Origin of the sequence: Paraburkholderia sp. RAU2J, from assembly GCF_003634845.1 — a bacterium.
In the GTDB taxonomy this organism is placed as follows: domain Bacteria; phylum Pseudomonadota; class Gammaproteobacteria; order Burkholderiales; family Burkholderiaceae; genus Paraburkholderia; species Paraburkholderia fynbosensis.
The window spans coordinates 2268496-2280540 of record NZ_RBXG01000001.1; the positions used below are offsets into that span (position 1 = coordinate 2268496).

Below are 12045 nucleotides of genomic sequence, written 5' to 3' on the forward strand. Positions count from 1 at the left end.
AAAAAAGCCCCATGCGTTTCGTTACGCATGGGGCTTTGTTTTGGGCGCCTGCTTTGTGGCCGCTTACGCGTCCGGGATGCGCAGGTCCGGATTGTTACGTGACAGCTCGCTGACCCAGTCGATGAACGCGCGCAGCCGCGAACTCAGATTGCGGCGGTGCGCGTAGAGGACCGACAGCGGTGTGCCGGGACTCGTGTAGTTGGTGAGAATTTCCTTCAGCGCGCCTTGCTCGATCAACTCGGCGACCATGAAGCGCGACGGCTGGATGATGCCGTGGCCGAGCGCGCCCGCGCCGATGTAGACCGAGCCGTCGTTGACCGCGAGCACGCTTTTCATCGTCACCTTGGCGATCTCGCCGTCCACCTGGAATTCGAACGGGAAGGTCCGGCCGGTGCGTGCGGACACATAGTTGACGGCGCGATGTTCCGCGAGTTCTTCCAGCGTGGTCGGCGTGCCGTATTTCTCCAGATACGCGGGCGACGCGCACGTGACGATGCGCGCCTCGCCGATGCGTTTCGCGACGAGGCTCGATTCCTCCGGCGTGCCCATGCGGATCACGCAATCCACAGCGTCCTGGATCAGATCGATGTTGCGATCGGCGAGGCCGAGCCGCACGTCGATCTCCGGGTATTGCCGGTAGAAGTCGTCGAGCGCGGGCAGGAGCAGCGCGCGGGCGAGCGTGCCGGACGTATCGACGCGGATCGTGCCGGCCGGATTTTCGCGCTTGTTCGACAGTGACGATTCGGCGTCGGCGACTTCAGCGAGGATCTGTACGCAGCGCTCGTAGAACGACGCGCCGTCTTCAGTGACGCTCACCTGGCGCGTCGAGCGATTCAGCAGGCGCACGCCGACGTGCTCCTCCAGCGCCTGGATCGTGCGGCTGACTTTGGCGCGGGGCAGGTCGAGCGATTCGGATACCTTGGTGAAGCTGTTCGCCTCGACCACACGCGTAAATATCTCCATCGCTTCCAAACGGTCCATGGTGTGCCTTATGAGTGATGGCCGGAAGTGGCTTTTGAGGTGGAGTTTACAGGGTGGAAATGTTGTTGTCGCGCTGGGGGGATGCGGTGTTGCGCGGTTCTGTTTGGGGCGGATTCCGGCCGATGGCCCGAACGGGCGGGCGGGAAAGCCTGTTTGCGGATTCCGCCAGGCCGCCTCGCGTGGCGCACGGCACATTGCGCCGGTGCGCGCGCGAGGCTTGCGTGCGTGAGTGTCGCTCAGTCGCTGTCAGTCACGCTCCGGCGCACCGAGCGGAAACAGCGGACGATACGGCCGCGCTTCGTCGACCGCGCGTGCGAACGACGGCCTTGCCAGCAGCCGCTGACGGTAGGCCCGCACATGCGTGAAGGCGGGATCGATCGGATGCGTCCAGTCGGCGTAGAAGAGAAACGGTGCGGCGCCGCAGTCGGCGAGGCTGAAGGCGTCGCCGGCGGCCCATTCGCGCTCGGCCATCACCTTGTCGAGCCAGCCGTAGGCGGTGTCGAGCATCGCCCGCGCGTCGGCCACCGCGCGCGGATCGCGCTCCGGCTCGGGGCGCATGTGGTCGTAGACGATCTTTTGCTGCGGCGTCGAGATGTAGTTGTCGAAGAAGCGGTCCATGCTGCGCACTTCCAGCGCGGCGCGGGCGTCGGCGGGCAAGAGAGGCACCGGCCCCGGATGATACAGGCCGAGGTATTCGATGATGATGCTCGCCTCGACCACGGTCCGCTCGCCGTCCACCAGCACCGGAAAGCGCTTGATCGGCCAGAGCGCGGCGAACTCCGCCATGATTAGCGGGTCGTCGTGCGCCAGCAGGCGCAGCTCGAACGGTGTGCCGTTTTCGTAAAGCGCCGTCAGGGCCTTCTGGCAGTACGAAGAGAACGGGTGGGCATAAAGCTTCAGGGGCATCGCGGTCACCTTTGACGGTTGCAGGGCGCGCCGTGGCGCAACGACGGCCGCAAGGGCCGTTTACCTCACGACGAACGACGCTGGTGAAAATCGACAGTCATGGGGCAGGGGTGCGGTGCGGCTAACGCCACGACCTCCGCGAATCGGCATCCACGAGCCTGCGCACCCAGCCCGAACACCCACACCATTGCGCGCTCAATGCGGCAAGCGCACATCGAACCGGTAGGTCACCAGCCTTGCGAGCAGAATAAACGCGGTCGCGACCAGCACGCTATACACGGTGTCGAAGTTCACATAGTCCAGCAACACATACAGCCAGCAGCCGACGAACGCACAGGTCGCGTAGGGGCGCGAATCGCGCAGGATCAACGGCACCTCGTTGCACAGCACGTCGCGGATCACGCCGCCGAACACCCCCGTCAGCACGCCCATCATCACCGACGTGAACCACGGCATCTGCGCGTCGTGCGCGATCGACGTCCCCGCGATACTGAACAGGCCCAGCCCGATGGCATCGGCCACCAGCAGCACCCGCTCGGAGAGCAGGCGCGAGGTCATTTTCAGCAGTGTCGGCGCGAACAGGGACATCACGAAGATCGCGATCAGATAGACCTGATGCTCGACCCAGTAGAACGGCCGGCGCTCCAGCAACACATCGCGCAACGTGCCGCCGCCGAACGCCGTGGCGATCGCCACGAGGAACGTGCCCACCGCGTCGAGCCGGCGGCTGCGGGCTTCGATGAAGCCGGAAATGGCGTACGCGAAAATAGCCAGCGCTTCCATGATGGTCAGCGCCAGTGTCAGCCTCGGATGGATCACTGTGACTCCGTCAGGGCTTGGCGTGAGGCGGCAACACGCCCGGCTGCAGCAGCACGACCACCGCGCCGGCGCCGCCGTCGTGCGCACGCGCCTGGCAGAACGCGATCACCTCGGCCTTCTGCACCAGCCACGCGCGCACCTTGCCCTTGAGCACCGGTTCCTTGCCGATCGATCCCAAGCCCTTGCCGTGAATCACGCGCAAACAGCGCAAGCCCCGCTTCACCGATTCGCGGATGAACTCGGCGAGCGCCTCGCGCGCTTCGTCGCGCCTCATCCCATGCAGGTCGATTTGCGCCTGCACGATCCAGTCGCCGCGCCGCAGCTTGCGCACGACTTCCTGACTCACGCCGGGGCGGCAATAGGAGAGCGTTTCGTCGGTTTCGAGCAGCACTTCGGGGTCGAACTCGTCGGAAATCGCTTCGTGCAGGACGGCTTCCTCGTCGAGCAGGGTTTGCACCGGCAGCGGCGGCGGGGGGTTGCGCGGCAAGCTCGCGCGCGGGGGAGACACGAGGGGAGCCACCGAACCGATCTCGCGCCGAAACAGATCGGCATCCGCCGCGGCTTCGCGCTGCGCGGCCGCCGCGGCCGCGCGTTCGCGCTCGCGGCGTTGCGTATCGACCTTCAATGCGTCGCGCAATGCGCCGAGTCCGGCGAGACCCGCTGCGGGATCGAGCTTCGGTTTGGCTTTGGGCGCGGCCGGTTCGGGCGCGGGCGTGGCGACGGCGCGCGCGCGCTTCGGTTCGCTTGGGTGGGGCTGATTCTTCGGCATATCGGTAATACACGCAGAAAATGTGGATCGGTCGCGCGACGGGTTTTTCTAGGGGCTGCGAAACGGGTAGTGAGATTGGCGTGCGGTGAAGCGCCCGACAGCGCGTGGACCCGCAGCGGATGCACTGCAAAACGGTCCGCCGGGGCGCGATGCAAACGTGGGTGGTGCTGACGCGTTGCAAAGCTTTGCAAACCCGCAAGGCAAAGCCACCCCCCCACACCAACCGCCTGAACGCAAAAAAGGCCGCGGGCTTTTCAGCCGCGGCCTTCTCTGAAGCAAGCGGCCGGGTCGCGCCCAGCCGCTATTTTACCGTCGCGCCCAACGTCGCAGTTCGGCGCCGCCGATCAGCGCTCGGCTTCCTGGCTCATCGCATGCTCGCCGACCATCTCGTTGATGGTTTCCAGGTAGCGTTGCGCGTCCAGGGCCGCCATACAGCCGGTGCCCGCGCTGGTGATCGCCTGACGGTACACGTGGTCCTGCACGTCGCCCGCAGCGAACACGCCCGGCACGCTGGTGGCGGTCGCGAAACCGTTCAGACCGCCCTTGGTGATGATGTAGCCGTTCTTCATCTCCAGCTGGCCCGCGAAAATGTCCGTATTCGGCTTGTGGCCGATCGCGACGAACAGGCCTTGCAGCGCGATGTCGGTGGTCTCGCCGGTTTGCGTGTGCTTGATACGCAGGCCGGTCACGCCGGATTGGTCGCCGGTCACTTCGTCGAGCGTATGGTTCCACTTGATTTCGACGACGCCTTCCTTTTCCTTCGCGAGCAGCCGGTCAATCAGGATCGGCTCGGCACGGAACTTGTCGCGGCGATGGATCACGGTCACTTTCTTCGCGATGCCGGCCAGGTACAGTGCTTCTTCGACCGCGGTATTGCCGCCGCCGATCACGGCCACGTGCTGCTGCTTGTAGAAGAAGCCGTCGCAGGTCGCGCAAGCCGACACGCCTTTGCCCATGAACGCTTCTTCGGACGGCAGGCCGAGGTACTGCGCCGATGCGCCGGTCGAGATGATCAGCGAGTCGCAGGTGTACTCGCCCGAATCGCCGATCAGGCGAATCGGCTTCTCATCCAGCTTGGCCGTATGGATGTGGTCGAAAATGACCTCGGTGTTAAAGCGCTCGGCGTGCTCCAGGAAGCGCGCCATCAGTTCCGGGCCTTGCACGCCGTTGGCGTCGGCGGGCCAGTTTTCGACGTCGGTCGTGGTCATCAGCTGGCCGCCCTGGGCGAGACCCGTGACGAGCACCGGCGCGAGGTTGGCGCGCGCCGCGTAGACCGCAGCCGTGTAGCCGGCCGGACCGGAACCGAGAATCAGAACCTTGGCGTGTTTCGTTGAAGTTGCGGGCATGATTGAATCCTTGTACGGCGCCGGGCTCGCCCATGCGAGGCCGTGCGACTTAAGCTGTCACTGTAGATGGGTGCCAGTGCGGCATTATAAAGGGCGTGGCGCGAGGCTGCTCCATGAAGCTTTCCGATCGCCGCGATAGCGCCGTGGCCCATTCGGGGTGCCGCTCTGTGGCCAATCGGCCAAGTTACCGTCATTTACAGCCTTGCGCGGGACAGTGCGTTTACAATAGCCCGGATCGACGTTTCCGGTCGCCGGGATCGGACCCGAAGCCACGCTGGGCGAGGCTCTGGCCGCGCTTCCGGTCGGCAACCGGCTACCCACGCAACAGGATCAATGGCAAAAGCTCCCTATTCCGCGAGCGCGCAGGCGTTGCCGCACCGCATGTCGCGCCTTTTCACCGAAATCCGCTGGATCCTGCAGGTGGCGCTCGGCGTATTCCTGCTCATGGCGCTCGTCAGCTACAGCAGGCGCGACCCGAGCTGGACCCATGCCGCGCAGGTCGACCACATCTCCAACTGGGCGGGCCGCGTCGGCGCGTGGACCTCGGACATCCTGCTGCTGCTGTTCGGTCTGTCCGCCTACTGGTGGATCGTGCTGCTCGGCCGTCACATTTCCCGCAACTACAAGCGCATCACCCGTCACGAAGACGAGCAGGACGAGGAGCCGCGCGGCGTGAGCTGGCTCGCGGATGCGTCCGCGTTCCTGCTCGTGCTGCTCGCGTGCAACGGCCTCGAAGCGCTGCGCATGTGGTCGCTCAAAGTGCAGTTGCCGCGCGCGCCGGGCGGCGTGGTCGGCGAAGCCGTCGCGCGCGGGGTGTCGCATGCGCTGGGCTTCACCGGCGGCACGCTCGCGCTGCTGATCGCGCTCGCGATCGGCTTGTCGTTGTACTTCCGTTTCTCGTGGCTGTCGGTGTCGGAGAAAGTCGGCGAGTCGATCATTTCGGCGGTGACTTTCGCGAAGCTGCGCCGCGAGGCCGGGCGCGACCGCAAGCTCGGCGAAGCGGCCGCGGTGAAGCGCGAAGGCAAGGTCGAGAAGGGCCGCGTGCGGATCGAGGAGCACGAGCCGGTCGTGATCGTGCCGCCGGTCGTCACGCCGGCCAAATCGGAGCGCGTCGAGAAGGAACGGCAAGTACCGCTCTTCACCGACCTGCCGGGCGACTCGACGTTGCCCCCCATTGCGCTGCTCGACCCCGCGCCCGCCGCGCAGGAATCCATCTCCGCGGACACGCTGGAATTCACGTCGCGTCTGATCGAGAAAAAACTCAAGGACTTCGGCGTCGAAGTGAGCGTGGTGGCCGCCTATCCGGGTCCGGTCGTCACGCGCTATGAAATCGAACCGGCCACGGGCGTGAAGGGCAGCCAGATCGTCAATCTGGCGAAGGACCTCGCGCGCTCGCTGTCGCTCGTGTCGATCCGCGTGGTCGAAACGATTCCGGGCAAGAACTTCATGGCGCTGGAGTTACCGAATCAGCGCCGCCAGACCGTGAGCCTGTCGGAGATTCTCGGCTCGGCGGTCTATGCGGACGCCGCGTCGCCGCTGACCATGGGCCTGGGCAAGGACATCGGTGGCAAGCCGGTATGCGCCGACCTCGCGAAAATGCCGCACCTGCTGGTCGCGGGTACGACCGGTTCGGGCAAGTCGGTCGGTATCAACGCGATGATCCTGTCGCTGCTCTACAAAGCGAGCGCCGAGCAGGTCCGCATGATCCTGATCGATCCGAAGATGCTCGAAATGAGCGTCTACGAAGGCATTCCGCATCTGCTGTGTCCGGTCGTCACGGACATGCGCCAGGCCGGCCACGCGCTGAACTGGGCGGTCGCCGAAATGGAACGCCGCTACAAGCTGATGAGCAAGCTCGGCGTGCGCAACCTCGCCGGCTACAACAACAAGATCGACGAAGCGGCCAAGCGCGAAGAGAAGCTGCCGAATCCGTTCAGCCTCACGCCGGAAGAGCCGGAGCCGCTCACGCGCCTGCCGAATATCGTGGTCGTGATCGACGAACTGGCCGACCTGATGATGGTGGTCGGCAAGAAGGTCGAAGAGCTGATCGCGCGGATCGCGCAGAAGGCGCGCGCGGCCGGCATCCATCTGATTCTCGCCACACAGCGTCCGTCGGTCGACGTGATCACCGGTCTGATCAAGGCCAATGTGCCGACGCGGATGGCCTTCCAGGTGTCGTCGAAGATCGACTCGCGGACCATTCTCGACCAGCAGGGCGCGGAATCGCTGCTCGGCATGGGCGACATGCTCTATCTGCCGCCGGGCAGCGGCTTGCCCGTGCGGGTGCACGGCGCGTTCGTGTCGGACGAAGAGGTGCATCGCGTCGTCGACAAACTCAAGGAGCAGGGCGAGCCGAACTACATCGAGGGCATTCTCGAAGGCGGCGTGACCGGCGAGGGCGACGAAGGCTCGGCGGGAACCGGATCGGCCGATGGGGAGTCGGACCCGTTATACGACCAGGCGGTCGACGTGGTGCTGAAGAACCGTCGCGCGTCGATCTCGCTGGTGCAGCGGCATTTGCGCATCGGCTACAACCGGGCGGCGCGTTTGCTCGAGCAGATGGAAAACTCGGGCGTGGTGTCGGCGATGTCGTCGAACGGCAATCGCGAGATCCTGGCGCCGGCGCGGGAAGCGGAATAGGCGGATGGCGCTATCGCGTGGCGAAGCCGGGCGGTGAGGTGCGCGGCGGGCCAGTCTGCGGGCAAGCGCTCGCTGCAGAAGGTTTGCAACGCGCCCTAAAGGTCGACCGCTCGACGTGTCGGGCAATGCATCGAGCGCGGTCCTGCCACCGAAAGCGACCATCGCCCGGCCTCACCGCCGTCCGCCCCCCGCTCATCGAATTCAATCAAGGGAGAAAACTACATGCAGCTATTCGCGCAGCAGCGCACTCGACACAGCGCTCAAGCCAGCCGCTTCGGCCAACTCGCGCGGACTATCGCGCGTAGCGTCGGCAGCGTGGCGATCGGCGCGTCCATGCTCGTCGCGTCGCAGGCATTCGCGAGCGGCACCGAGCAACTGAAGGCGTTCGTCGCGCAGGTGCACTCCGCGCGCGGCACCTTCGTGCAGCAGGAAGTGCGCGCGCCGAGCAAGGCGCAGGGCGCGAGCGGCGCGCTGTCCACCGGCGGCGCGGGCAAGACCGGCACGTCGAGCGGCACCTTTACGTTCGCGCGCCCCGGCAAGTTCATCTGGCAATACGAGAAGCCCTACGCGCAACTGCTGCAAGCGGACGGCGACAAGCTCTACGTGTACGACAAGGATCTGAACCAGGTGACGGTGCGTGCGCTCGGCGGCGCGCTCGGCGCGAGTCCGGCGGCGATCCTGTTCGGCAGCAACGATCTGGACAAGAATTTCACGCTGCACGATGCGGGCGTGAAGGCCGGCATCGACTGGCTCGAACTGACGCCGAAGGCGAAGGACACGCAGTTTCAACGCGTCGGCATCGGCTTCAAGGACGGCAATCTCGAAGCGATGGAATTGCACGACGTGTTCGGCAACGTGACGCTGCTGACGTTCTCGAACATCCAGAAAAACCCGCCGCTGCCCGCCGATGCATTCAAGTTCACGGTGCCGAAGGGCGCGGATGTGATCAACGGATAAGCCCTGCTGATTGACATAGCTTTGCACGCAGGCAACAACAAAGCCGCGCTCTTCGGGCGCGGCTTTTTAATTTCCGGGTGCTCGTCGCGAGTACGAGCGCTCGAGGACGCGCTACTCGTCCCCCATCGGAACTTGTAGCGCATGTGCGGCTTTCATATCGTCGATAAATGCTTCGACGATCTCCGACCGATGCTGACGCGTGCGCGTGACCATGTGAAACGCGACGCGGTAGCGCATCTGCACCGGATTCAACGCGGCGAGCAGCCCTTGCGCGACGAACGGCGCCGCGAAATGCCCCGGCAAATAACCGAGGTGATGCGATGACAGCACCAGCATCGCAACCGCTTCCATGTTGTCCGCGACCGCGGTGACGTTCTGCGGCATGGCCGAACTCTGCGCTTCGGGCAACGGATAACTGCGCCATGCCCATTCGTGTTGCGCGGCCTCTTCGGGTGACACGTTGCCCGCCTGCGCGAACAACGGGTGACCTTTCGCGCAGTAGGCAAACTGCTCCTCGGCGAACACCTCGATATATTCCAGCGACGGCACGCGATGCCAGAAATAGCCGATGCCGATCTGAATCCGCCCATTGAGCAGCAGTTCTTCCAACTCACCCGGCGAGCGCACCAGAATCGAAAAACGCACCGACTGATCCCGCGCGCGAAAACGGCCGATCGCGTTGCTGATGCGCGCGCTCGCCGACACCGGCGTATGGCCGATCATGCCGATGTCGAGCGTGCCGACCAGCTTGCGGCCCACGTTGCGCGCCTGCATGCCGAAGGTGTCGACGGCCGACAGCATCGCGCGGGCGGCCTCGATGAACTGCTCGCCGCGCGCGGTCAGACTGAAGCCGCTGCGGCCGCGCTCGCACAGGCGGTAGCCGAGGCGCGTTTCGAGCGTCGCCAGTTGGGTGCTGATGGTCGACTGGCCGATGTTGAGCGTCGCCTGGGCGGGTGAAACCCCGCCCGCGTCGACGATGGCGAGAAAGACGCGGATCAGCCGCAGGTCAAGATCGGTGAGTTGGGAGAACATGCTTCAGCATACATCGCTGTAGATCAATGTGAAGGATGCGCCACCGGTATTTACGTTGGCGGGAAATGGCTCAAGAATTGGAGTTCCTTTGAAGGCGCGCTGTTCTGCCCGTGTTTTGGCCGATTTCCGCCCATTTTTTGTGCCGAATTTCTTTCATTGCCGAGCCACGATGAATACTTCCTCCTTCATTTCCCCCGACGCCGGCGAACGGCCGCAACCGCTATCCGGCAACGCGATGCCACGCTGCGGCGGTATCGCGACGATGATGCGGCTGCCGAACGTCGGCTCGGCTGCCGGATTCGACGCGTGCTTCGTCGGCGTGCCGTTCGATCTCGGCACGTCGAACCGCACGGGCGCCCGCTTCGGGCCGCGCCAGATCCGCAGCGAATCGGTGCTGCTGCGCCCGTACAACATGGCGACCCGCGCGGCGCCGTTCGATTCGCTGCGCGTGGCCGACCTCGGCGACGTCGCGATCAATCCGTACAACCTGCACGACTCGATCGCGCGGATCGAAACCGCGTACGACGAAATCCTCCAGCACGATTGCAAGCCGATCACGCTCGGCGGCGATCACACCATCGCACTGCCGATCCTGCGCGCGATTCATCGCAAGCACGGCAAGGTCGGGCTGATTCACGTCGACGCGCACGCCGACGTCAACGACACGATGATGGGCGAGAAGATTGCACACGGCACGCCGTTTCGCCGTGCGGTGGAGGAGGGGCTGCTCGATTGCGAGCGGGTCGTGCAGATCGGTTTGCGCGGCACCGGTTACGCGGCGGAAGACTTCGACTGGTGCCGCGATCAGGGCTTCGAGGTCGTGCAGGCGGAGGCCTGCTGGAATCAGTCGCTGGCGCCGCTGATGACGCGCATTCGCGAGCGGATGGGCGATGGCCCGGTGTACATCACGTTCGACATCGACGGGATCGATCCGGCTTTCGCGCCGGGCACGGGCACGCCGGAGATCGCGGGGCTGACGGTGCCGCAGGCGCTGGAGATCATTCGCGGTGCGCGCGGCTTGAACATCGTCGGCTGCGATCTGGTCGAGGTGGCGCCGCCGTACGATCCGTTCGGCACGACCGCGCTCCTCGGCGCCAATCTCGCGTTTGAGCTGCTATGCGTGCTGCCGGGTGTCGAATATCGCGCCGCCGCGCGTTGAAGTGAACTGCACTGAACTGAACGCGTGGAGCGTCATGCGCAAAAGAAAAAGCCTGCAAATGCAGGCTTTTTCTTCGTCAACCGACTCGCGCTGACAACACGCCCGATGTGTCAGGCGTAAGCCGTCTTGCGCGCCGACACAAACAGGTAGTAGCACACCGCGCCGATCACGAGCGAGGGCAAGGTCGCGCCGAGATTCGGCAGCCATTGATTGATCACCTGATACGAGGCGATGCCGATCGCCCACGCGATGAACGCGCTCAGATGCCAGCCGCCCGAGAAGCCGTAACGGCCACGCACGTCGGCGAGCACGGCGGCCTCGATACGGCGCTTGCGCACGATGAAGTGATCGATCAGCACCACGCCGAACAGCGGCGCGAACACCGAGCCGATCAGCAGCAGGAAGTTCTGATACTTCGCCATCGGCACGAGCAGCGCGATCAGCGTGCATAGCGCGCCGAACGCCGCCGACAGCAACGGCACGCTGCCGCGCGTCCAGAACGTGCCGGTCGAGACGGCGGCAGAGTGAATGTCGGCGAACGCGTTGTCGATTTCGTCGGTCAGGATCAGCAGCAGCGCAAGGCCGCCGCCCGCCTGGGCCAGCGCGCTGGTGAGCAGCGCGTCGCCGCCGCCGGCCGCGAGGCCGTAGACCGCGCCGAGCGCGTAGAACCAGATGTTCGCGATGCCGTAGCCGAGCAGCGTGCCGCGGAACGTCTCGCCGGGTTGCCGGCCGAAGCGGGTGTAGTCGGCGATCAGTGGCAGCCACGACAGCGGCATCGCCACCACGAGGTCGATCGCGCCGCCGAACGACATCTCGCCGGTGCCCGGCCGGCGCATCAGCTCGGCCAGGTTGTGGCGCGCGAGCAGATTCCACGTGAGCCATGCGGCGCCCGCGAGCAGCAGCCAGATGCCCCACTTGCGCAGAAAGCGCCGCACGAACGACAGCGGGCCGCTGATCGCCAGCAGCGTCGCCAGCAGGCCGAACATGACGGTCCAGATCAGCGGCATCGAAAGGCCGAAGGATTGTTTGGCGAGGGCGTCGGCGGAATCGCGCATCACGATCACTTCGAACGAACCCCAGCCGACCAGTTGCACCGCGTTCAGCACCGCCGGCACCGACGCGCCGCGCACGCCGAGCGTCGGGCGCAGCGACGACATCGCCGCGAGCCCCGTGTCGGTGCCGATCACGCCGGCCAGCGCCAGCAGCACCACGCCGATTACGCTGCCGATCAAGATCGCCAGCAGCGCGTGCGGCAGCGACAATCCCGGCACCAGCAGCGCGCCCGCCTGCGCGACCAGCAGGCCGATGCCGAGCGAGAACCAGAGCGCGAACGCGTCGCCGGTGCGGAACGCGCGGCGCGCGTCGGGCACCGGCGTGAGCGGCGCGTAGGTGGAGCCGGCGTCGCCGGCGAGTGGATCGTGTGCCATCTGTAGTTG

General features: G+C 65.4%; 10 protein-coding genes. 3 read left to right on the top strand and 7 right to left on the bottom strand.

Going from position 1 to position 12045, the window contains the following annotated elements:
- Positions 1 to 63: 63 nt before the first annotated feature.
- The 5 genes from B0G69_RS10395 to trxB all read right to left on the bottom strand — a co-directional run bounded on the left by B0G69_RS10395 (position 64) and on the right by trxB (position 4821).
- A complete protein-coding gene (locus tag B0G69_RS10395) occupies positions 64 to 981 on the bottom strand; it encodes a LysR family transcriptional regulator (protein WP_121316800.1) in 918 nt (305 codons plus the stop codon).
- Between the two features lie 246 nt (positions 982 to 1227).
- Positions 1228 to 1887, bottom strand: coding sequence for a glutathione S-transferase family protein (locus tag B0G69_RS10400; RefSeq protein ID WP_121316801.1), 660 nt, complete (start codon positions 1885 to 1887; stop codon positions 1228 to 1230).
- A 195-nt stretch (positions 1888 to 2082) separates the two neighbouring features.
- Positions 2083 to 2703, bottom strand: coding sequence for a trimeric intracellular cation channel family protein (locus tag B0G69_RS10405; protein ID WP_121319292.1), 621 nt, complete (start codon positions 2701 to 2703; stop codon positions 2083 to 2085).
- A gap of 13 nt (positions 2704 to 2716) precedes the next feature.
- A complete protein-coding gene (locus tag B0G69_RS10410) occupies positions 2717 to 3475 on the bottom strand; it encodes a Smr/MutS family protein (RefSeq protein WP_121316802.1) in 759 nt (252 codons plus the stop codon).
- 344 nt (positions 3476 to 3819) lie between these two features.
- Positions 3820 to 4821: a thioredoxin-disulfide reductase gene (gene trxB, locus B0G69_RS10415; protein ID WP_121316803.1), complete on the bottom strand. Its 1002-nt coding sequence runs from the start codon at positions 4819 to 4821 to the stop codon at positions 3820 to 3822.
- A 333-nt stretch (positions 4822 to 5154) separates the two neighbouring features.
- Here trxB and B0G69_RS10420 point away from each other — a divergent pair, with 333 nt between their 5' ends.
- Positions 5155 to 7461, top strand: coding sequence for a DNA translocase FtsK (locus tag B0G69_RS10420; protein ID WP_199731179.1), 2307 nt, complete (start codon positions 5155 to 5157; stop codon positions 7459 to 7461).
- Between the two features lie 222 nt (positions 7462 to 7683).
- Positions 7684 to 8418: an outer membrane lipoprotein chaperone LolA gene (gene lolA, locus B0G69_RS10425; protein WP_121316805.1), complete on the top strand. Its 735-nt coding sequence runs from the start codon at positions 7684 to 7686 to the stop codon at positions 8416 to 8418.
- A 111-nt stretch (positions 8419 to 8529) separates the two neighbouring features.
- On the opposite strand, the gene B0G69_RS10430 is transcribed toward lolA, so the two are convergent.
- A complete protein-coding gene (locus B0G69_RS10430; protein WP_121316806.1) occupies positions 8530 to 9450 on the bottom strand; it encodes a LysR family transcriptional regulator in 921 nt (306 codons plus the stop codon).
- Between the two features lie 169 nt (positions 9451 to 9619).
- Between B0G69_RS10430 and speB the strand changes: the two genes are divergently transcribed.
- Positions 9620 to 10609: an agmatinase gene (gene speB, locus B0G69_RS10435; RefSeq protein ID WP_121316807.1), complete on the top strand. Its 990-nt coding sequence runs from the start codon at positions 9620 to 9622 to the stop codon at positions 10607 to 10609.
- Between the two features lie 110 nt (positions 10610 to 10719).
- On the opposite strand, the gene cytX is transcribed toward speB, so the two are convergent.
- Positions 10720 to 12036, bottom strand: coding sequence for a putative hydroxymethylpyrimidine transporter CytX (cytX, locus tag B0G69_RS10440; RefSeq protein WP_121316808.1), 1317 nt, complete (start codon positions 12034 to 12036; stop codon positions 10720 to 10722).
- Between the last annotated feature and the right edge of the window lie 9 nt (positions 12037 to 12045).